Origin of the sequence: Sphingomonas sp. MM-1 (assembly GCF_000347675.2) — a bacterium.
Lineage (GTDB): Bacteria > Pseudomonadota > Alphaproteobacteria > Sphingomonadales > Sphingomonadaceae > Sphingomonas_E > Sphingomonas_E fennica.
Genome location: NC_020561.1, coordinates 3450755 through 3472841, shown reverse-complemented (window position 1 = coordinate 3472841; position 22087 = coordinate 3450755). Strand labels below are relative to the sequence as shown.

Annotated in this window: 17 protein-coding genes and 1 pseudogene; 6 read left to right on the top strand and 12 right to left on the bottom strand. The window is 67.2% G+C overall.

The annotated features are described in order from the left end of the window. Nucleotides 1-115 precede the first annotated feature (115 nt). Nucleotides 116-1252 carry an acyl-CoA dehydrogenase family protein gene (locus G432_RS16525; protein WP_015459962.1) on the bottom strand — a complete coding sequence of 379 codons (1137 nt, stop codon included), beginning with the start codon at nucleotides 1250-1252 and terminating at the stop codon, nucleotides 116-118. Nucleotides 1253-1255: 3 nt separating this feature from the next. Continuing rightward, nucleotides 1256-2410, bottom strand: a complete 1155-nt coding sequence (locus G432_RS16520; RefSeq protein ID WP_015459961.1) for an acyl-CoA dehydrogenase family protein — start codon at nucleotides 2408-2410, stop codon at nucleotides 1256-1258. A 98-nt stretch (nucleotides 2411-2508) separates the two neighbouring features. On the opposite strand from G432_RS16520, the gene G432_RS16515 reads away from it, so the two are divergent. Then, nucleotides 2509-2889, top strand: a complete 381-nt coding sequence (locus G432_RS16515) for a nuclear transport factor 2 family protein (RefSeq protein WP_015459960.1) — start codon at nucleotides 2509-2511, stop codon at nucleotides 2887-2889. A gap of 42 nt (nucleotides 2890-2931) precedes the next feature. Here the strand turns inward: G432_RS16515 and G432_RS16510 are convergent, their stop codons facing one another. Further along, entirely contained in the window at nucleotides 2932-5301 is a 2370-nt protein-coding gene (locus tag G432_RS16510; protein ID WP_015459959.1) for a TonB-dependent receptor, read from the bottom strand. 249 nt (nucleotides 5302-5550) lie between these two features. On the opposite strand from G432_RS16510, the gene G432_RS16505 reads away from it, so the two are divergent. After that, nucleotides 5551-5961, top strand: coding sequence for an EVE domain-containing protein (locus G432_RS16505; protein WP_015459958.1), 411 nt, complete (start codon nucleotides 5551-5553; stop codon nucleotides 5959-5961). Here G432_RS16505 and G432_RS16500 read toward each other — a convergent pair. Continuing rightward, on the bottom strand, nucleotides 5951-6676 hold the full coding sequence (locus G432_RS16500) for an N-formylglutamate amidohydrolase (RefSeq protein ID WP_015459957.1): 726 nt from the start codon (nucleotides 6674-6676) through the stop codon (nucleotides 5951-5953). The two genes, G432_RS16505 and G432_RS16500, sit on opposite strands and share 11 nt — an antisense overlap. Then, a complete protein-coding gene (locus G432_RS16495) occupies nucleotides 6673-7419 on the bottom strand; it encodes an enoyl-CoA hydratase/isomerase family protein (RefSeq protein ID WP_015459956.1) in 747 nt (248 codons plus the stop codon). Before G432_RS16495 ends, G432_RS16500 begins: the two co-directional genes overlap by 4 nt. 95 nt (nucleotides 7420-7514) lie before the next feature. Between G432_RS16495 and G432_RS16490 the strand changes: the two genes are divergently transcribed. After that, complete coding sequence (locus G432_RS16490) at nucleotides 7515-9350, top strand: DUF885 domain-containing protein (RefSeq protein WP_236626802.1); 1836 nt, start codon at nucleotides 7515-7517, stop codon at nucleotides 9348-9350. 231 nt (nucleotides 9351-9581) lie between these two features. On the opposite strand, the gene G432_RS16485 is transcribed toward G432_RS16490, so the two are convergent. From G432_RS16485 to G432_RS16465, 7 genes and pseudogenes are all read right to left on the bottom strand, one after another. Next, nucleotides 9582-10433: a 4-(cytidine 5'-diphospho)-2-C-methyl-D-erythritol kinase gene (locus tag G432_RS16485; protein WP_187294065.1), complete on the bottom strand. Its 852-nt coding sequence runs from the start codon at nucleotides 10431-10433 to the stop codon at nucleotides 9582-9584. Beyond that, nucleotides 10430-12130 carry a tetratricopeptide repeat protein gene (locus G432_RS16480; protein ID WP_015459953.1) on the bottom strand — a complete coding sequence of 567 codons (1701 nt, stop codon included), beginning with the start codon at nucleotides 12128-12130 and terminating at the stop codon, nucleotides 10430-10432. The genes G432_RS16485 and G432_RS16480 overlap by 4 nt, the downstream gene beginning before the upstream one ends. Before the next feature lie 86 nt (nucleotides 12131-12216). After that, nucleotides 12217-13284 (bottom strand): PA0069 family radical SAM protein, encoded by a 1068-nt coding sequence (locus G432_RS16475; protein WP_041864967.1) that lies wholly within the window; start codon nucleotides 13282-13284, stop codon nucleotides 12217-12219. A 67-nt stretch (nucleotides 13285-13351) separates the two neighbouring features. Next, entirely contained in the window at nucleotides 13352-13768 is a 417-nt protein-coding gene (locus tag G432_RS23370; protein WP_144062068.1) for a hypothetical protein, read from the bottom strand. A gap of 66 nt (nucleotides 13769-13834) precedes the next feature. After that, nucleotides 13835-14046 (bottom strand): annotated as a pseudogene (locus G432_RS24135) (PA0069 family radical SAM protein); the annotation flags it as partial. A gap of 45 nt (nucleotides 14047-14091) precedes the next feature. Beyond that, nucleotides 14092-16410, bottom strand: a complete 2319-nt coding sequence (locus G432_RS16470) for a membrane-bound PQQ-dependent dehydrogenase, glucose/quinate/shikimate family (protein WP_015459951.1) — start codon at nucleotides 16408-16410, stop codon at nucleotides 14092-14094. A 153-nt stretch (nucleotides 16411-16563) separates the two neighbouring features. Next, a complete protein-coding gene (locus G432_RS16465; RefSeq protein WP_015459950.1) occupies nucleotides 16564-17196 on the bottom strand; it encodes a TetR/AcrR family transcriptional regulator in 633 nt (210 codons plus the stop codon). 110 nt (nucleotides 17197-17306) lie between these two features. Between G432_RS16465 and G432_RS16460 the strand changes: the two genes are divergently transcribed. From G432_RS16460 to G432_RS16450, 3 genes are read left to right on the top strand one after another with little or no spacing between them, the layout of a single operon-like run. Next, the gene (locus tag G432_RS16460) at nucleotides 17307-19688 is read left to right on the top strand and encodes a TonB-dependent receptor (protein WP_015459949.1); all 2382 of its coding nucleotides are present in this window, start codon (nucleotides 17307-17309) and stop codon (nucleotides 19686-19688) included. 20 nt (nucleotides 19689-19708) lie between these two features. After that, the gene (locus G432_RS16455; RefSeq protein ID WP_015459948.1) at nucleotides 19709-20593 is read left to right on the top strand and encodes an alpha/beta fold hydrolase; all 885 of its coding nucleotides are present in this window, start codon (nucleotides 19709-19711) and stop codon (nucleotides 20591-20593) included. Beyond that, nucleotides 20590-21843, top strand: a complete 1254-nt coding sequence (locus G432_RS16450; RefSeq protein ID WP_015459947.1) for a spinster family MFS transporter — start codon at nucleotides 20590-20592, stop codon at nucleotides 21841-21843. Before G432_RS16455 ends, G432_RS16450 begins: the two co-directional genes overlap by 4 nt. Nucleotides 21844-22087 lie beyond the last annotated feature (244 nt).

Genomic DNA, 22087 nt, shown 5'->3' with positions numbered 1-22087 from the left:
AAAGAAACCCCGCGCAACCATCGTTGCGCGGGGTTTTCTGTTTCGGGCGCCTGCAGGGCGGTGACGGCGCTTTCCGGGCACGAGCTGCGCCCGGCACCCCGAATATCGCCCCGCCCTAATAATTGTTGAGCCGGGCCACCCGCTCCGCATGGAAGGCGGTATCGCCGAACAGCTCGTCCAGCAGGCGATGCCGCTTCATGTAGAGGCCGATGTCATATTCGTCGGTCATGCCGATGCCGCCGTGCATCTGCACGCCTTCCTGCACCGCCAGCATCGCCGCCTTGCCGGCCTTAGCCTTGGCCACCGCCGCCATCAGCTCCGCCTTGGGGTCGTCCGCGTCCATGAGCTGCGCGGCCTTCAGCGTCGCGGCGCGGGCGATCTCCAGTTCGGAATAAAGATGCGCGGCACGGTGCTGCAGCGCCTGGAACTCGCCGATCAGCCGGCCGAACTGCTTGCGCTGGCGCAGATAGTCCATCGTCATGGCCATCGCCGCGCCGCCCACGCCCAGCATCTCGGCCGCAGCACCCACGCGCCCCGCATCCAGCGTGCGGGTGAGCAGGCTCCAGCCGTCGTCGACGGTGCCGATCACCGCGCCGGCATCCACCTCCACGTCCTCGAACAGCATCTCCGCCGCGATCGAGCTGTCCACCATCCGCACCGGATCGGCGGAAAGGCCGGCCGCGCCCCTTTCCACCGCGAACAGGGTGATGCCCCGCATCTCGCCCACGTCGCTGGAGGTGCGCGCTGCCACGATCAGCAGGTCCGCGACATGGCCATGCACCACGAAGCGCTTGGCGCCGTTGAGGCGGAAACCGTTGCCCGAACGCTCGGCCGCCAGCGCGACATTGGCCGGATCGTGCCGGCGCCCCTCGTCCACGGCGATCGCCGCCACCGTCTCGCCCGCCGCGATGCCGGGCAGCCACCGGGCGCGAAGCTCGGCATCCGCGCCGCCGATCGCCGTCACCGCCGCCACGGCGGTCGACAGGAAGGGCGATGGCGAAAGGTTGCGGCCGATCTCCTCCAGCACGATCCCGGCCTCGACATGGCCCAATCCGCCGCCGCCCTGCGCCTCCGGCACCAGCACGCCCGCCAGCCCCATCTCGCCGAACCGCCGCCACAGATCGCGGGAAAAGCCGGCGGCGTCGTTCGCATCGCGCAACTGGCGGAGATGCTTCACCGGCGCCTGATCGGCCAGGAAAGGCCCGGCCATGTCCTTCAGCATCACCTGCTCTTCGGTAAGGAACAACGCCATTGCTCAGGCTCCCGGCAGGTTGAGGATATGCTTGGCGATGATGCCAAGCTGGATCTCGCTCGTGCCGCCCTCGATCGAATTGGCCTTGGAACGCAGCCAGTGGCGGGAAACGGCATTGTCGTCGCCCCAGACCAGCGCGTCCGTGCCGCCGGCCGCCATCTCCAGTTCCAGCCTGCGCTTGTTCAGCTCGGTCCCCGCATATTTCATCATCGATGGCTGGGCGGGATGGGCTAGGCCCGCCTTGAACTCGTCCAGGAATTTCTCGGACATGGCGCGGAAGGCCAGCATGTCCACGTCGTGCAGCGCCACCTCGGCCCGCAGCACCGGGTTGGCGAAGGCGCCCAGCCTTTCCGCTAGGTCCCGCCCCAGCGAGGGATCGCCGCTGCCGAAACCCATCGCGCTGATCATCTCGCGCTCATGCCCCAGCAGATATTTGGCGACGGTCCAGCCCTGGTTCACCGCGCCGACGATCTGCTCCTTGGGCACCTTCACATCGTCGAAGAAGGTCTCGCAGAAGGGTGAGGAGCCGGAGATCAGCAGGATCGGCCTGGTCGAGACGCCGGGCGAGGCCATGTCGAACAGCAGGAAGCTGATGCCGCCCTGCTTCTGCGCGGGATCGGTGCGGACGAGGCAGAATATCCAGTCCGCCTTGTCGGCATAGCTGGTCCAGATCTTCTGCCCGTTGACCAGCCAGTGATCGCCCTTGTCCTCGGCCCGCGTCTGGAGGCCGGCGAGGTCCGATCCGGCGCCCGGTTCCGAATAGCCCTGGCACCAGCGAATGCGGCCCTGCGCGATATCAGGCAGATAGCGGCGCTTCTGCTCCTCCGTGCCGAATTTCAGGAGCGCGGGGCCGAGCATCCAGATGCCGAAGCTGTGGAGCGGGCTGCGGCAGCCGAGCGCCGCCATCTCCTCGCGCAATATCTTGGTCTCGGAAGGGCTGAGGCCGCCGCCGCCATAATCCTTCGGCCAATCGGGCACGGTCCAGCCGCGCGCGGCCATCGCCTCGAACCATGCCTGTTGCTCCGGGCTGGAAAAGCGGCCGTTGCGGCCGCCCCAATAGACATCGTCCAGCCCCGTCACCGGCTCCCGCATCGCCGGCGGGCAATTCGCCTCCAGCCAGGCGCGGGTTTCGGCGCGGAAGATTTCCTCGTCTGCCATGCTATCCTCTCCGGCGGGCCATGATCCCCGTCCGCTGGGGAGACTGCCATCCCCTTACGCTAACGTAAAGGGCAACATCGACGGGGGGGGAGAGACGGATGGATGCGACCGCACTGATGCGCCGTTATTACGATGCCTATAATCGCGGGGATGCGGCGGAACTGTCGGCGCTGCTGGCCGAAGACGTGGTGCTGCGGTCCGCCGCGGGCGAGCAGATCGGCCGCGACGCCTATCTTGCCACCTATCGCTGGATGATCGACCGGTTCGAGGACCGGATGACGCCGGAACATATCGAAAGCGATGCCGCTGGCGCCACCGTATCGATCCACGACAGGCTGACGGCGCGCATCGACGTGCCGGATTTCCTCGGCCGATCCGTCCGGGCGGGGGACGTGATCGAACTGGCGCTGACGGGGCGCTATACGATTGCCGGCGATCGCATCGCCCGGATCGAGATCAGCCCCCGTTCGCCCGACTGATCGGCACCGCCCGGATCATGGCGATCCGGGCGGCCCTTCGCATCAGAAGCGGAAGCCAAGCTCCACGCCATAGGTCGCCGGCTGGCCGTAGGACGCCGCCTGCGAGAAATAGCCGTCGATGATCGATCCCGAACCGACGACGAAGCCCGGATAGCGCTTGTCGAAGATGTTCTTGCCCCACAGCGCCAGCGATATGCTGCGATCGTCGCCGCGATCGATCGTGTAGGTGATGCGCCCGTCGACCAGGCCGTAGCTGGCGTTGATCGGCTTGTCGCGGCCCATCGGCACGGACGGGCCGTCGCCCGCGGTGGTGTAGATCTTGTCCTTCCAGGTGTAATCGGCATGCAGCGCCAGGCTGCCGGGGCCAATATCGCCCACCGTCCAGTCGCCGGAGAGGCGGAGGCTGTGCTTGGGCGTGAAGGGCAGCACGAAATAGCCGGAGATGTCATCGCCCACCTGCACCGGCGACCCGGCGTTGACGACGGGATCGAAGATCGAGCCTTCCGGCGCGAACACCTTGGTGATCTTCGAATGGGTGTAGGTATAGCTGGCCGCCAAGGTGAGGCCGCGCACCGGCACCACCGTCAGGTCCGCCTCGAGGCCCTTCACGTTCGCCCGGCCGACGTTGAAGGTATCGGCAAGCGACGCATCGGCCGCATCCGCCGAGATATCGAGCTGCAGGTCCTTGTAGATGGCGATGAAGCCGCTGAGGTTCAGGCGGACGCGACGATCGAACAGGTCGCTCTTCACGCCGACTTCGTAGCTCGTCACCGTTTCCGGGTCGAAGGTGCGGGTGAAGGTGGGCGAGGCTTCGTTCGATCCGCCGGCCTTATAGCCCGTCACCACCTTGCCGTAGACGGAGACATTGTCCGTCGCCCGATAGTTCAGGATGACCGAGGGATTGAACTTGTGGCTCTTCACCCGGATATCGCCGACCGTCACGCCCAGCGGCAAATAGGTGCCGTTGCCGAGGAAGCGGCGGTTCACCAGCGGAGATACGTCCTCCGGCGTATCTCCGATGAAGAATTCGGCGCTGCGGGTGCGATCCGCGCTACGCTTGTCCCAGGTGTAGCGCCCGCCGACCGTGACCTCGAGATTGTCTTCCAGGATCGGCGGCGTCCAGGTCGCCTGGCCGAAGATCGCCTTCGACGTGGACTTGGCCTCGGTATAGCGGTCCGACATGGCGAGCTGCCCCGGCACTCCGGTGCCGACATCCACCAGCAGCAGGTGGTCCGCCTTCTCGCGGAAATAGTATAGGCCGCCGACATATTTGATCCGGTCGCCGATGTCGCCGATCGCCTGGAATTCCTGCGTGTAGGTCTTCGAATGGATGAAATCGATCGAGTAGAATGGCGCCAGGAAGGATTCCACATAATCCTGGTAGGCGGTGTAGTTGATGTGGCGATAGGCGGACAGTGACTTCAGCGTCAGCCCGTCATTCGCTTCCCATTCGGCGATCAGGGTCTGCCCGTCCGATTTCACGCGGCTATAGGGCAGGTATACCGGGCGATAGGCTTCCTTGGGATTGTCGGTGTAGCCAGGGAAGATATAGGAAGCGACCGACGGATCGGTCACGTAGCGCACCGGCGTGGTGCGCGCATTGCTGTAATCGCCCGAATAGTCGATCGTCACATTGTCGGCCGGCTCCCAGCGGATCGCGCCGCGCACCGCATATTTGCGGTCGCTCTGGAAATCGTTGGCGTCGGGCGTGTCGCCGGTATCGTCGGCATTCTTCGCCCAGCCGTCGCGGTTGCTGTAGAGGCCGGTCAGCTTGATCTTGAAATCGCCGAGCTGCGGCAGGTTGGCGTTCACCAGCACGCGCTGATGGTTGTAGTTGCCGATCGTCACCAGCCCGTCGACCGAAGCCTCGCCGGTCGGCTTCTTGCTGATGATGTTCACCGCGCCGCCCGTGGTGTTGCGGCCGTAGAGCGTGCCCTGCGGGCCGCGCAGCACCTCGACCCGCTCGACATCGGCAAGGTCGAAGGCGGAGGCCTGCGGACGCGACTGGTAGATGCCGTCGACATAGAGGCCGACGCCGCCATCCTTGGTGATGATGCCCGGATCGCCGATGCCCTGCCCGCGCATGTAGAGGATCAGCGTGGTCGACGAATTGGGATAGGGCGCGAAATAGAGGCTGGGCGTCGCCTGGACGACCCCGGTGATGTCGGTGATGCCGGCGGAGGTCAGCGCGCTATCGGTCAGCGCGGTGATGGCGATCGGCGTGGTCTGCAGATTTTCCGAACGGCGCTGGGCCGTGACGACGATATCCTCAAGCCCGCCGTTCGGCGCCTGCGCGGCGGCCGATGCCCCCTGCTCGGCCTGCGCAAAGGCGGTCGCCGTAGAAAGAGCGCCAATGGAAACAGCGGCATAAGCCAGGCCGAGTGCCAGCCGGCGCGCGGTGAACGAACCCATTTATGATCCCCCCTGTATGGTTATGTCTTATTATGTTTTTCACGCGGATCGGCTTAATCATTGCATTCAACAACGCATATGCGTTTCCGCTGTCGCTTTTCATAACGCAATTCGGATGAAAAAAGAAAGAGCGACGATGCACCTCGAAAGGCGCCAGGGATGCGGGCCGGCGGCTTTCGAGTTTGTCGATCTAAAGCAACGGAAAATGATCTAGGATCGCATCGCCGCGATCGAGGGAAAGGAGAGCGCATGGCGCACTGGCTGATGAAATCCGAACGCGAAAGCTATGCGTGGGAAGATCTGGTCCGCGATGGCGCAACCGAATGGGATGGCGTGCGCAACCCCACCGCCCGCATCAACCTGCGCGCCATGCAGGTGGGCGACGAAGCATTGTTCTACCATAGCGGCGCGGACAAGGCGTGCGTGGGCGTGATGCGGATCACCCGCACCGCCCGGCCGGATGGGCCGGATGGCAAATGGGCATCGGTGGCGGTGGCCCCCGTCGCCCCGCTGGCCAAGCCCGTGACGCTGGCGGCGATCAAGGGCGATCCCCGGCTGGCGGGGATGGAGATGGTGCGCCAGTCGCGCCTGTCCGTCTCGCCCGTCAGCGATGCCGAATGGGCGGCGATCCTCGATCTGGCGGGCGGCCTCAGCCGATAAGGGCGTCCGCCGTCGCGCGGATGACGGGCGCCAATATCCCCGCCCAGCGGGCAACGCCGGCCTCGTCGCCGATCAGGTCCTGCCGCACCTCGATGCCCAGATAGGGGATGCCGCTGCCCTCCCCGTGCAGGTTCATCGTCGCGTTCAGCACCTTGCCCGAATAAGGCTGGTTGTCGCCGGTCGCCACGCCGGCCGCCTCCAGCAGCGGGATCGCGATCCGCGCGGCGCGATCGTCCTCATTGTAGAGGATGCCGATCGACCATGGGCGCGGCTCGTCCGACGTGGCGAGCTTCGGCGTGAAGCTGTGGAGCGATATCAGCATCGCCGGCAGGCCGGACGCGATCAATTCCGCCACGCGGGCGTGGTAGGGCCGCCAGAAACGGGCGATCCGCGCCTCGCGCCCGGCATGGTCCAGCGCATTGCCCGGAACGGCGTGGCCGTCGCTGGCGATCGGCACCAGGCCGGGCTTGTCCTCCTCCCGGTTCAGGTCCGTCACCAGCCGCGACACCCCGCCCAATATGCCGGGGCAATCCAGCGCGGCGCAGAGCGCCCGGCCGAGCGGATCGACGCCGATGTCGATGGCGACATGCTCGTTCAGCAGCGCCGGATCGATGCCCAGGTCGATGTCCGCCGGCACGCGGTTGGAGGCATGATCCCCGATCAGCAGCAGGCGCGACGCCGGATTGCCGGGAATGTCGATCCACGCCTCGCTCATCGCCGGAACTCCGGCTTGCGACGCTCGCGATAGGCGGCGATCCCTTCGGGGAAATCCGCCGATCCGAAGCTCGCGTCGAACAGCGCGTCGGTATCCACGCCCGGCCCCACGCCCGCGATCATCCGCTTCAGGGTCGCGAAGCTCGAAGGCGCGCCCTCCGCCATCGCCGCCGCCAGCCGTTCGGCCTCGGCCAGCGCCACGGGCACGGCGCGCTCGACCAGCCCGATCCGCGCCGCTTCCGCCGCGTCGATCGTCTCCATGCCCAGCAGCATCAGCCCCGCCTGCCCGCGCCCCACCCGCGCGGCCAGCCGGTCGATATCCTCCTGCGGATAGGCGATGCCCAGCCGCGCCGGCGGCACGGCGAACCGCGCGCCCTCGCCCGCCACCGCCACGTCGCAGGCCAGCATCAGCGCCACGCCCGCGCCGAAGCAGCCGCCGTCCACGGCCGCGATCACCGGAAAGGGCAAGGCCGCCAGCGCGTCGATCGCCCCGCGCATCGCCAGCCGGAACGCGGTGCGCCCGCCGACATCCTGCCCCAGCGTGGCGAGATGGCCCAGGTCCGCGCCCGCGCAGAAGGCCCCTTCCGCCGCCGATTGCACGATCAGCGCGCACGGTGCCGCCATCTCCGCCGCGACCGTGGCAGCCGCCAGCTCGCCCCAGCCTTCCACCGGCACGGCATTGCGCTGGCGTGGGCGATCGATGATCAGGCGGCCGAACGGCCCGTCGCTAACATATCGGAACATGCGACCAGTTGCCGTGGATCGCGGCGGATGTCACCACTGCAATTCACGGGCATGGGGATGATCGGATGGATCGGGGCGGAACAAGGCGCGAAACCATGAGGTTGCTGGGCGGCGGCGCGATCGCCGCCTGGGCCGCGCCCTCGCTGCTTTCGCCCGCCGCCGCCAAGCCCCCGCCCCCCTGCCCGATCCGTGCGCCGCTGGATGCGATCGCCGATCGGCTGCTGGCCCATACGCCCGAAACCGCCGTCTATAACGGCGTCGCCGATGCCGATGTCGGCGGCCCGCTCGCCACCCGGCTGGACGATTATTCCCCGGCCGGCGAGGCCGCCTGGCGGGCCGCGCTCGCCCAGGCGGCGGCCGATCTCGCGCCCGTCGCCTGCGGCAAGGACGATGATCTCGCCCGCCTGCGCCTCGCCACCGCCGCCAACATCCTCGCCAATGCCAACCGGTCGGCCGCCATTCCCTATGGCCGGATCAACGCCTTCAACTTTTCGGGCCATGTGCCCTATCTCGTCACCCAGATCGCCGGCCCGCACATCGACACGCCGAACGCGATGCAGGCGCAGCAGTCGCTCGCCACGCCGCAGGCGGTGGACGCCTGGATCGCCAAGCTGGACAGCTTCCCCACGGCCTTCGCCGGCGTGATCGAAAAGGTGCGGGCGGACGAGGCGGCCGGCGCCGTCCCGCCCGCCGCGCTGATCGCCAGGACGCTGCCGGTGCTGGATGCCTTCCTGGCCGGGCCGGAGGCGGATCATCCCCTGATCGCGGCCTTGCGCACCCGCACCGACGCCGCCCGGCTGGACGCTAGCTTCCGCGCGAAGGCGGAGGAACGCGCGATCAACGCGCTCCGCAAGCGCGCGCGGCCCGCCTTCCAGGCGCTGCGCCGGCAGATGGTTGCGATGCTGCCGCGCGGCCGGGCGGAGGCCGGGCTGTGGGCGCAGCCGCAGGGCGAGGCGCTGTATGCCGCCAACGTCCTGGCGCTGGCGGATTCGCACCTGCCGGCGGAGGATATCCATGCGATCGGCCAGTCCGAGGTGGCGCGCATCTCCGCCGCCATGGGCGATCTGCTCGCCGCGCGGGGGCTTACCCGGGGCAGCATCGGCGCGCGCATGGATGCGCTGGCCCATGATCCGGCCAACCTCTTCGCCGACAGCGATCGGGGCCGCGCCGACCTGCTCGATTATGTGCGCGGCCTCGTCCACCAGATGGAGGAGCGCTATGCCGAAATCCTGCCCAACGCGCTGATCCCCACCCAGCCGCTCGAGGTCCGCCGCATCCCGCTGGCGACGGAGGATGGCGCCCCAGGCGGCTTCTACGATGGCCCGTCGCTCGATGGCTCGCGCCCCGGCACCTACTGGATCAACCTGCGCGACATGAACGCCGTCGCCCGCTTCCGCCTGCCCACGCTCAGCTACCATGAAGGCGTGCCCGGCCATCATACGCAGAGCTGCATCGCGCTGGCGCTGGGCGAGGCGCCGCTGCTGCTGCGCATCGCCAGCTTCAACGCCTATCAGGAAGGCTGGGGCCTCTATGCCGAGCAGCTCGCCGCCGAGATGGGCGCCTATGCCGAAGACCCGCTCGGCAATCTCGGCCGCCTGCAGGACGAATTGTTCCGCGCCGTCCGCCTCGTCGTCGATACCGGCATGCATGCGATGCGCTGGAGCCGCGAACAGGCCATCGCCTATATGCGCGACGTCACCGGCGTGGCGGAAAGCCGCGTGGTGGCGGAAATCGAACGCTATATGGCCTGGCCGGCGCAGGCGCTGGGCTACAAGCTCGGCCAGATTCGCCTGCTCGAGATACGGGACGCGATGGCCAAGGCGCGCGGCCGGCGTTTCGACCGGCGGCAATTCCACGCGCTGGTGCTGGCGAACGGCCCCATGCCCCTCGATCTCGTCGCCGGGCAGGCGGATCAGCTTCCGTCCCGATAGATATCGCCGGTCCGGGTCCGGCAGGGGAAGGGCGGCGGCTCCGCAAGGAACCGCCGCCCCCTGACGGCGGGTTGCATCATGGGGGATGGACCGGCCGCCCGCGGATGGATGCACCGCCGCGCGCGCAGCGATCCGCTGCCGTAACGATCAGCAAGCGTCATGCCATATGGGCGGAGGGCGGAAAGCCGGGGCTTTCGGCGGAACGCCCCGTCCCGTTTCGGGACGGTCGGGTCAGATCAGTGCCGTTGCGAGACACCACCAGCCCGGCCGCGCGGCCATCAGCCGGCCGGCCGCGGCATCGCGATCGACCGCTTCGGCGAAAAGGGCGAAGCAGGTGGCGCCCGATCCCGACATGCGCGCCAGCACCACCCCCGGCATGCCGGCGATCAACCCGATCGCCTCGCCTATCTCTGGCACCAGTGCCCTAGCCGGCGCCTCCAGATCGTTCCGGCCGGCCAGCGCCGCCCGCAGGGGATCGCCCCGCTCCAGCGGCCCGCGATCCACGCCGTCCCAGCCCCGGAACACCGGCCCCGTCGGGCAAGCGACGCCGGGATTGACCAGCAGCAGCGGCATTCCGGCCAGCGCCTCGGCCCCCGCCATCGCAACCAGCCGGTCGCCGCGCCCGTCCGCCCAGGCCGTCCGGCTCGCCACGCAGGCCGGCACGTCCGCACCCAGCTCCGCGGCGATCGCCATGATCCGGGCATCATCCGCCGGCAGCGCCCACAGCCTCGCCAACGCACGCAAGGCGGCAGCAGCATCGGCCGATCCGCCGCCGATGCCCGAGGCCACCGGCAGCCTTTTGTCCAGCCGGATCGCGGCCCCCGCCGAAACGCCGAATGCGCCCCGCAGCGCCCGCGCCGCGCGCATCACCAGGTTGGTCTCCGCAGGCTCCGCCGCCAGAAAGGCAGCATAGGGCCCATCAATGGCAAGGCTCAGATCGTCGTCGGGCGCCACCGCCAGCCCGTCCCCATCCCGCGCGAAGGCGAAGATCGTCTCGATCGCATGATAGCCGTCGCCGCCCCGCGCGCGGACATGCAGCGCAAGGTTGATCTTGGCGTGGCCGATATCGGCGATCGCGCTCAGGGAGCCGCCATTTCGGGCGTCCAGCCCATGTCGATCTTGGCGCCGATCCGCTGCTTTTCCTTGTCGTCGGCATGCACCAGCGCGGCGCGCCAGGCAAAGCGCGCCTCCAGCCGCCGCCCGGCCGACCAATAAGCGTCACCGAGATGCTCGTTGATCGTCGGTTCGCCCGGCTCGCCTTCCACCGCGCGCTCCAGCAGCTCGATGGCGCGGGGCACGTCGCCGCGCACATAATGCGTCCAGCCAAGCGAATCGGTGATCGCGGAATCATCCGGCCGCAGCTCGCTCGCCCGCTCGATCAGGGTCTGCGCCTCCGCCAGATTCTCCCGCCGCTCCAGCTGCGCATAGCCGAGATAGTTGAGCACCACCGCCTCGTCCGGCGCCGCCTTCGCCGCCTCCTCCAGCACGGGGCGCGCCGCCGCCCAGTCGCCCGCTTCGTGGAGCGAGCTTCCCAGGAGCAGCAGCAGCGTCCAGCGCGGCCCGGCGCCGTCGCCGCTTCCGGCAAGATCGATCGCGCGGCGATAGGCTTCGGCCGCGTCGGCCGGCCGGTCGAGCTGGCTGTAGATGCCGCCCACCCGCGTCCACGCCGCCGGCTCGGTGGATCGACGCGCCGTCTTCAGCGCCTCGTCCAGCGCCGTCTCGCGATCGCCCAGCTTCACCAGAAGCTCCATCCGCTGGCCCCGCGCCGCTTCCGCCATCGGATCGCGCGGCCCGATATTGTCCAATATCTTCAGCGCGGTGCCATAATGTTCCTGGGCGGTCAGCAGCTCGCTCGCCACCAGCCAGGTTTCGGCATGCTTGGGCGCCATGAAGGTGCCCAGCCGCGCGAAGGTCAGCGCGATCGGCGTCACCCGCTCGCGGTTGATGTCCACGGCCACGCGGGTGAACAGCTCGGCCAAACCTTCCGGCGCCGTGGAAACGCCGGGCGGCAGGGGCTTGCGCTCGGCGATCCGGCGGCGGGCCACCGCCAGCAGCGGCTCCTCGCCATCCAGCAGGGCCAGGGCCTGCCCACGATCGCCCGCCTTCACCAGCGCCGCGGCCGCCGCGATGCGCAGCCGCAACGCCCCGCGCCCGCCCGGCCCGGTCAGCGATTTCACCGCCGCCACGCCCTCGTCGCGCTGGCCGGTCGCGATCAGCAGCAGCGCGCGATGCTCGGCCGCATAGGCCGCCGCGATGCCGCCGGCCCGGCGCGCGCCGTCCAGCGGCTCCAGCGGATCGCCCTTGCCGCGGCCGCGCACGATCCAGGCGCGCAGCACCGGCACGGTGAAGGCGAACACCTGGTCCTTTTCGATCCGGTCGGCCAGCGCATCCGCGCCGTCCCAGTCCCTGGCGGCCACCGCCTCGACCAGCAGCAGCATCTCGCCATCGGGCGGCAGCCTGTCCTTGGCATCCAGGATGCGCGCCGCGCGAACCGCCAGCGCCCGATCGCCGGCCATCATCGCCTGGCGATAGGCGCGCGTGGCGATCAGCTCGTCATCGGGGGAAGCCGCGAGCGCGGCGCCATAGCCCACCGCCGCAAGCTCCGTCAGGCCCGCCGAATCCGCCGCCCGCGCGCGCACATATTCCAGCACCGGCGAAATCTCCGGGCTCACCGTCGCGCGGAGCTGGGGCGCCGGGGCGGCCGCCAGCGCCGGCAGGGTCGCGCCGCTGGCCAGCAGGCCGGCGATCAGGGCGGCGGCGATCGGGCGAAGCGGGCTCATGTCATCCTCATTCCGGCCTTGCGGCCTCAATTCTTCGATTCCTGCCGATCATAGGCCCTTGTTGCGGGATTTCGACCGTTTTTCGGTCAGAATAATCTCAACTGGTCGCCTTCCGGCGGGCGGAACAGATCGGTCCTGAGCGGGACGTGGCGATTGACGAGGCCGTGCCTGCGGCAGGCGATGTGGAAACGGGTGCGCATCAGCTCTGCCCAGGCGCCCTCCCCCTTCATCCGGCTGTGGAATCCGGGATCATTGTCCCGCCCGCCGCGAATGTCGCGGATGATCCCCATCACCTTGGCCGCGCGGTCGGGAAAATGCGCATCCAGCCAGGCGCGGAACAGGGGCGCCACCTCATGCGGCAGGCGCACGGGGATGAAGAAGCAACCGATCGCGCCTGCATCCGCCGCCGCCTCCACCAGATGCTCCATCTCATGATCGGTGATCGCCGGGATCACGGGCGCGATCGATACGAAGGTCGGCACGCCTGCCGCCCGCAGCGCCCGCACCGCCGCCAGCCGCCGCTCGGGGCGCGGCGCGCGCGGCTCGATGGTCCGCGCGATCTCCGGCGTCAGCGACGTCACCGAAAGCGCCACAGCCGCCAGCCCCTTCTCGGCCATTGGCGCCAGCAGGTCGATATCCCGCATCACGCGATCGGATTTGGTGGTGATCGTCAGCGGATGGCCTGTCTCCGCCAGCACCTCCAATATGCCGCGCGTGATGCGCCATTCGCCCTCGATCGGCTGATAGGGATCAGTATTCGTCCCCATCGCGATCGGCCCCACCCGATAGCCGGGCTTCATCAGCTCACGCCGCAGCAGCGCCGGGGCATCGGGCTTGGCGAACAACCGCGATTCGAAATCCAGACCCGGCGACAGATCGTGATAGGCATGCGTCGGCCGCGCGAAACAGTAGATGCAGCCATGCTCACAACCCGAAAAAGAGTTAATGGACTGGGTAAATCCGATATCTGGCGAGCTGTTTCGCGTGATGATCGTACGCGGATGCTGGATGGTAACAGTCGTGCGAAGCCTAGGAATTCCGCCATCCACAACTTCTTGCTCATCCAGCCAATCCCCATCTGCCTCTCGCTCAGGCAAATTGAAACGTCTGCTCGCCTGATTGTGCGTTGCGCCTCGTCCACGTTCCCTACGCATTGCGAATTTGGAACATATAGAGAACAAATGGTCAAGCTGGATTATGCCTTGCGACCAAATATCACTCTTAAGAACGTCGAGCAAAAATGCGGGCTACAACGATGGAAAGTCCGAAGATCATCAAAGCGCTGCCGCCCGTCACATAAGCTGCCCCAGCCAACCTGTTTTCCGCATTGAAACCTAACAGCGTAATTATTGCTCCAAATGCCAACCCAAATATCGTCATGCTCATAGGCATCACAGCAAGGATTTTGAGTAGCGTGGGCCAGTAGGGTCGTCGAGGAAGAGTTTGCCTGCCTTCGATCGATTTTCGCCATTCTCTACGCGACCCAATCATGGGTGTGTTTAGGTAGGCTTCTCGTTCTTCGGCAGTGACTGGAACTCCTCCGGACCAAGCGTTTGGATAATAGATAAAGCCATCCAATGCTTGCTCGAAGCTGAGTGACAGGATCGCACGCTGTTGGTCAGGAGAAGAAAATGCCATATCCCTATCCTACCGCTCTCCTGTTCCACCGTCAATAAATGTCTAAAATCTGTAAGTGTATGTAAGATGATCGCAGTTGATGGAGCGATCGAAGCCGATGTTGGGCGATTTATTGTAGGTAATGATCGTGCGCGGGGTCAGCGCCGTCACAACCGCCGCGGCGGCGGCCCGTCCACCGCCTCACGGTCGTCCAGCCAGTCGCCGTCGGCCTCCCGCTCGGGAAGGCCGAAACGCCGGCTGGTCCGGTTGCCCGTCGCTCCACGCCCGTTGATCGCCATGGGTCGAATGGAACATAAAGAGAACAAAAATGCAAGCCAGGCCGATCAGCCCGGCGGCAGGGCGAAAGCCATCACATAATCGCCCACCGCCTCGGAATGGGCCGCGCCGCCCACCGACACGACCACATATTGCCGCCCCGTCCGGGGGGAGATGTAGGTCATCGGCGTCGCGCTCGATCCCACCGGCAGCGGATGCTTCCACAGCTCGCGTCCGGTGGCGGTGTCATAGGCGCGCAGGTAGAAATCCTGGCTGCCCGCGAAGAAGAGGAGGCCGCCGGCCGTTACCGAGGTGCCGGCATAGGTGGGCATGCCGATCGGCATCGGCAGGCCGAGCTTCAGGCCCAGCGGCCCGAGCTCCTCCGCCGTGCCGGCCGGCACCTGCCAGGCGATCCTGCGGCTGTCGAGGTCGATGGCGGTGATGGTGCCGAAGGGCGGCTGCACGCAGGGGACGCCCAGCCCGCTCATCCACAGCATCGTGCCCATGCCGTAGGGCGTGCCCGCCTGCGGCGACGGGCCGTGGCCGGTGCCGTCGCTCGGCACCTTCTTCGAGTAAGCGGGATAGTCGGCGCGCGGCACCAGCCGGTAGGATGCGGGCGTCCGGATATCGTTCATGAACACCCGGTTGGTCGCGACGTCGACCGAAAGGCTGCCCCAGTTGAGCCCGCCGACATTGCTCGGCTGCTCCAGCGCCTTCCTGAGCCCGATCGGGGTGAAATCCCCATCATAGCGATGCTGGCGGAAGGATATGCGGCAGGCGAGCTGATCGAACATCGTCATGCCCCACGCCCGTTTCTCGCTGAGCCGCATGGCACCGATCACCGGCATGCCGACGGAATAAGGCTGGGTGGGCGAGAGCCGCTCGCCCGGCGCCGCGCCCACCTGCGTCACCGGCTTTTCCGCCACCTCCGCTAGCGGCGCGCCGGTCGCGCGGTTGAGCAGGAAGAGCTGGCCGCGCTTGGTGGACAGCAGCAAGGCGGGCACCTTGCCGCCGCGGCCGTCCGCCACGTCGATGAGCGCGGGCTGGGCCGGCAGATCATAATCCCAGATGTCGTGGTGCACGGTCTGGAACTTCCACCGCTCCCGCCCGGTGGCGACGTCGAGCGCCACGAGCGTCGCATTATAGGCATCCGCCCAGGGCGCGCGGCCGACGCCGTAATAATCGGGGGTGGCGTTGCCGAGCGGGAGGTAGATCAGCCCCAGCCGGTCATCATAGGCGGCGGTGGTCCACATATTGGGCGTGCCGCGCGTATAGGTCTGCCCCGGCGGCGGCAATTTGGTGATGGCCGGATTGCCGAGATCCCAGGCCCAGGCCAGTTCCCCGCTGCGCACGTCGAAGGCGCGGATCACGCCGGAAGGCTCGCCCACCTCCTGATTGTCGACCACCCAGCCGCCGATGATGATGAGGTTGCGCGCCACCAGCGGCCCGGACGTCTGGAAATAATAGCCGGGCTTGATCGGCCCCATGCCTTGCGAGAGCGCGACCATGCCCTCCTGCCCGAAGCCGGGGCAGCGCGCGCCGGTGCGGGCATCCAGCGCGAAAAGGCGGGCATCGATGGTGGTGGCGATGATCCGGTCGGCACAGGGCGCGTTCGCCGCGCTCGCATCGTCGTGGAAATAGGCCAGCGACCGGCAGCGCTGCCAGATCGGCGACCTGGCCTGGGGATCGAAGGTCCAGCGCGGCTTGCCGCTGTCGCCGTCGATCGCGGCGATGCGGTTGTTGCGCGAGCAGGTATAGAGCGTGTCGCCGATCTGGAGCGGGGTGTTCTGGTCGATGCCGGGGCCGCTGTCGCCCGTGCGGAACGTCCATGCCGGGCGCAGCTTGCTGATATTCTCCCGGTTGATCTGGGTATAAGCGGTGTAGCGCAGCCCCTCGGTCGTCTTGCCGTAGGAAATCCAATTGTCCGGGCCGTTGCTGCCGCTGCTCACCGGATAGGTCGCGCCGGCCGCGGGCATGATCGCGCCATGCGGCACGAAGGCGAAGGCGAACAGGGCGGCGAAGACGATGCCGCAGGCCCCCGCGCCGGCATAAGCCGCCTTCCGCGCACCCGTGCGGACCAGCGAAGGCAGGAAGGCGAGGCCGAGCCCCGTCAGCGCCAGCGGCGCCATCAGGCGCGGGAACAGCGCCCAATAATCCAGCCCCGCCTCCCACAAGGCCCAGGCCAGCGTCGCCGCCATGATCGCCGCCATCAGCCACAGGGCGGCCGCGCGGCCGCGCCATGCCAGGAAGGCGGCCGCCATATAGGCCAGCCCGACCAGCAGATAATAAGGCGATCCGCCCAGCGCGGCCAGCCATGCGCCGCCAAGCGCAAGGCCCAGTCCGATCAGGAGGAGGATCGCGGCGAACAGGCGGGCAAGCAGGCGCATGGCTGGGCTCCCGAAGCATGCGCGGGAACGCGATCGACGCCTCCCGCAAAATCTGGCCGCGCAACATGCCCTATCGGGCGCAGTATCTTGTGAAGATGTTCACCAAATATCAAACGATTAATGCGGACGCCCGAAAATGACGGGCAGAACCGGTCAGAATGAAGGCCGGGTAATGCCGTCCTGCAATATCGATCGGGCTACTTCGGCGACCTGATCCGCCGGCAATTCTTCGGACCAGATACTGTAGCGCAGGCCCAGGAACACGTTCATGCCCATGATCGCCCAGGCATGGGCTTCCTGAAGATCGGTACGCAGCTCGCCCGATCGGCCGCCGGCCTGCAATCGCTCGAAGATGCGCCGCGCGGTCGATTCGTAATGGCTGCGATAGCTTGCGGGGTCGACGAACTCGGCCTCGTCGATGATCCGGTAGATTTCCTTATGCTCGCCGGCGAAGCGCAGGAAAGCCGCCAGCGCCTCGCGCTCGGTCTCCAGGGCGCCGCCGTCCGCCCTGCCGGTCAGCGCCGCGCCCACCGTGGATCGCACGCGATCGCTCAGGTCCGTCACCAGCGCGCGGAAGATTTCGTCCTTGGAATCGAAATAGGTGTAGAAGGTTCCCAGCGCCGTCTTGGCCCGGCCGGTGATGCCGATGATCGAGGCTTCGTGAAACCCCTTCTCGCCAAATTCGATGGCCGCGGCGTCCAGCAGCTTGCGCAGGGTCTGCCGCCCCCGCTCCGTGCGCGGAACCTTGTTTCCGACGGGCCCGGAGGACGGTTCTGATGTGGTCATGAAGACACAGCTACCCGCTGACCGATGCTATGGCAACGAGCCATATTGAAAGATGGTTCAACTATCAATATAGCTCCCTCAAATAGAACGAAACCAGGGAGAGTGATGCGATGGGCAAGGCCCGTTTTCTCGTGCGTGGCGCAAATATCGGTCTTGCGGCGGTGCTGGTCGCGTCGGGCCTCGCCTCCGGCGGCACGGCCCAGGCGCAATCGATCGAACCGACCGTCTCGATCGACGAAGCCGACGCCGCCATCATCGTTACCGCCCGGCGGCGGGAGGAACGGCTGATCGACGTGCCGATCGCCGTCACCAGCTTCAGCGGCGCGCAGCTCGAAAAGGCGGGCGCCATCGATCTTACCGATATCGGCCTCACCACGCCCAACGTCACGCTGGAAACCTCGCGCGGCACCAACTCCACGCTGTCCGCCTTCATCCGCGGCATCGGCCAGCAGGACCCGGTCTCCGGCTTCGAACAGGGCGTCGGCATCTATCTGGACGATGTCTATCTCAACCGCCCGCAGGCAGCCGTGCTCGATATCTACGATGTCGAGCGGATCGAGGTGCTGCGTGGTCCGCAGGGCACGCTCTACGGCCGCAACACCATCGGCGGCGCGGTCAAATATGTTACGAAGCCGCTGCCGGAGGAATTCTCGCTCAAGGTTAAGGGCAGCTACGGCAGCTACGATCAGGCGGACGGCGTGGTCACGGCTTCGGCGCCGATCGGCTCGATCGTCCGCGTCGGCGCCTCGCTGGCAAGGCTTTCGCGCGGGGGCTTCGGAAAAAACCTCACCACCGGCCTCGACAATTACAACAAGGATGTGTGGGGCGCACGCGGCACGCTGGAAGTGGGCGGCCATGGCGCGCCGGTGGAGATCCGCATCTCCGGCGACTATACCAAGGACAAGAGCAACCCGCGCGGCGGGCACCGCCTGATCCCGGGGCTGGTTTCCGGCACGCCGGTCCTGTCGGACGTGTATGACAGCGAAGGCGCGCTCAACGATCCCAAGCAGGATGTGGAGGCATATGGCCTCTCCATGAACGTCACCGCCGATCTCGGCGCCGGCTTCACGCTGCGGTCGATCAGTGGCTGGCGCAAGGACGACAGCGCCTCGCCGATCGATTTCGATGCGCTGGCCGCCGTCGACGTGGACGTCCCGGCTTATTACCGCAACGAACAGGTCAGCCAGGAATTCCAGCTGCTATATGACAATGGCGGCCCGCTGACCGGCCTCATCGGCGCTTATTATCTGTCCGCCAAGGCCGATACCCAGTTCGACGTGCGGCTGTTCACGTCCGATCCGATACTGCTCCCCGGCCTCACCGCCTTCACCCAGGCGGATGTGGATACCGATACCTATGCGATCTTCGGCGATTTCACCTTCAAGTTCACCGAACAGCTCAGCCTTTCGGCCGGCGGCCGCTACACCTGGGACAAGCGCAGCGCCTATATTCTCCGCCAGAATTATCTCGGCGGCGGATCGCCGGTGTTCGGCGGGATCGGCCTGCCGCTCGGCGCGCCGGGCACCGATTTCGACGGCAGCCGGAAATTCAACAAATTCACCCCGCGCGTCTCGGTAAGCTACCAGCCTAGCCGCGATCACAATATCTATGCGAGCTATTCGCAGGGCTTCAAGGGCGGCGGCTTCGATCCGCGCGGCGTCGGCGTGAACGCGCCCGATCTCAACCGCGACGGCGTGCTCGAGGATTCGGAAATCGCCGCCTATCTCAGCTTCCGCCCGGAAACGGTGGACAGCTACGAGGTCGGCTACAAGGGCAACCTGCTCGATGGCGCGCTCTATGTGGCGCTCGCGGCTTTCCGCATGGATTACAAGGACGTGCAGATCCCCGGATCGTCGGGCTGCGTGGTCAACGGCGTCCCCACCTTCTGCGGCGTCATCACCAATGCCGGCAAGGCGCGCTTCCAGGGGCTGGAGCTTGAGACGACAGCCCGCCTCGGCCGCGATCTGGCGATGGCGGGGGACAGGATCACCTTCTCCGGCTCGCTCGGCTACATCGATGCCAAATATAAGGAATATGTGACGCAGGTTCCCGGGCAGGGCCCGGTCGACGTCGCCGATTTCCGCAAGGTGCAGAACACGCCCAAATGGACCGGCAGCGGCACCTTCACCTATGCCGCGCCCCTGGCCGATGGCGAGATCAGCCTGAGCTCGACCGTGTCCTACCGCAGCAAGACCTACCAGTTCGAAATCCCCAACCCCTATATCGACCAGAAGGGCTATGCGCTGTGGGATGCGAGCCTGGTCTATACCGCGCCGGACAATCGCTGGAGCCTCGGGCTGCACGGCCGCAACCTGCTCGACAAGCAGTATAAGACGTCGGGCTATACCTTCCTCGATGCCGATCCTGTCACCGGGGCGCTCAGAACGGCGCCGAACGGCAACCTTATCCCGACGCTCGGCAAGGAGGGCACGCTGACCGCCTTTTACGGCAGTCCGCGCCAGGTCTTCGTGACCGCGACCTATAATTTCTGACGCGGTCGCGGCGCCCTTTCGTGACGATCGATCCCACCGCCTTCGTGCCGCACCGCTATCGCAGCGCGTGCGGCCGGCTGGAGCTCTTCGCCCGCATCTACCCGGGCGAAGGGCCCACGCTGCTGCTGATGCACGGCCTGACCCGCAACAGCGCCGATTTCGAGCCGCTGGCCCCGCATCTCGCCGGGCGATACCGCCTGATCGTGCCGGACCAGCGGGGGCGCGGCCTTTCGGATCATGATGCCGATCCGGGCAATTACCGGCCCGATATCTATTCGGCGGACATGTTCGCGCTGCTGGACGGGCTGAGCGTGGATAAGGCGACCCTGATCGGCACCTCCATGGGGGGGCTGATGGCGATGATGATGGCCGCGATGCAGCCCGATCGCATATCGGCCATCGCCCTCAACGATATCGGCCCCCGACTGGAATCCGCGGGCCTCGCCCGCATCCAGGGCTATGTCGGGCCGGGCGCGGCCTTCGCGGACTGGGCCGAGGCGGCCGCGCGCTGCGCCGCGATCAATGCGGAGGCCTTTCCCGGTTTCACGGCGGAGGACTGGCTCGCCTTCGCCCGCCGCACCTGCCGCGAGGATGGGGACGGCGCCGTCCGCTTCGCCTACGATCCCGCCATCGCCGGCAGCATCGGCGGCGACGAGCCCGGCACGATCCCGCCCGATCTCTGGCCGCTCTGGGATGCCCTGTCCGCCACGCCGGTGCTCGTGGTGCGCGGCGCCCTTTCCGACCTTCTTTCCCCCGCCACCGTCGCGGAGATGGCGCGCCGCCACGACGGGCCGTTCGCCCATGTCGAGGTGCCGTCGCGGGGGCATGCGCCCCTGCTCGACGAGCCGGCCGCGCTCGATGCGATCGAACATTGGTTGCGCGGCCTGCCGGACGGATCGATATGAACGCCAAGCCGTCCCGGCCCAATGTCGTGCTGGCGATGCTGCTGGTCGTCTACATCTTCAATTTCGTCGACCGGCAGATATTGGCCATCCTGGCGGCCCCCATCCAGCACGATCTCGGCCTGTCCGATGGCCAGATGGGTCTGCTCGGCGGCGTCGCCTTCGCGCTCCTCTACTCCACCCTCGGCGTGCCGCTCGCCTGGCTGGCGGATCGCACGCGCCGCAGCTGGGTCATCACGCTTTCGCTGATCTGCTGGAGCGGCTTCACCGCGCTCTGCGGCTTCGCGCAGAATTTCTGGCACATCTTCATCGCCCGGCTGGGCGTGGGCATCGGCGAGGCGGGCGGCGTCGCCCCGTCCTACGCCCTCATCGGCGATTATTTCCCCAGCCATCGCCGCGCCTTCGCGCTTTCCGTCTATTCGCTCGGTATCCCGCTGGGCTCGGCAGCCGGCGTCCTCGCCGGCGGCTATATCGCCGCCACGGTCGACTGGCGGGCCGCCTTTCTGGCCGTCGGCTGCGCCGGCATCCTGATCGCGCCGCTGTTCAAGTTCCTCGTCCGCGACAGGAAGGTCGCCGCCGATGCCGCCGGGGAAGCGCCCCGCCTGCTCGCCACCGCCCGGCTGCTGGCGGGCAAGCCCTCCTTCTGGCTGCTCTCCTTCGGCGCGGCGACAAGCTCGATGCTCGGCTACGGGCTGGCTTTCTGGCTCCCCAGCCTGCTCCAGCGCAGCTTCGCGCTCGATCTGGTGGAGACATCCTATTTCATCGGCGCGGTGCTGCTGATCGGCGGCGTAGCCGGCATGCTGCTCGGCGGGTGGCTGGGCGACAGGCTGGGCTCGCGCGATCGCGCCTATTTCGCCTATCTGCCGGCTTCAGCCTTCCTGATCGGCGTGCCGCTCTTCGCCATCGGCATCTACAGCGCCGACGTGCGCCTGGCCTTCATCCTGTTCCTCGTGCCGCAGGCCATGGCCTATGTCTGGCTGGGGCCGGTGCTGGCCGCCATCCAGCATCTCGTGACGCCGCCGGCCCGCGCGACGGCCTCGGCCCTGTTCCTGCTGATCAACAACCTGCTCGGCCTCGGCGGCGGCATCTACGCCCTCGGCGCCCTCTCCGACGCGCTGGCCCCGATCTACGGCAGCGAAGCGCTCCGCCATTCGATGCTCTATTCGCTGGCGCTCTACCTGCTGGCGGCGGCGCTGATGGCACTGGCCGGCCCCCGGCTGCGCCGGGACTGGATCGGCGACCTGCCGGCCTGACGGGCACCACCCCGGACCGAAAGCCCCGACGAAAAACCAATGGCCGTATGAAGGCAGGCGAGACCCCGAGGAGGCCATGGGCCCTTGATCCACAATCACGCGACGATATCGCGACTGACAATTCCAGACACAGCGTTTCGGTCAAGAAACTTTCGGCCTCACCAAGGAACGTGCCGCTCCACGGCTACCATTCGCAGAATTCTGAAGTCCCCTTGCCACCACATCTCTGGGGCCTCACTTTCTC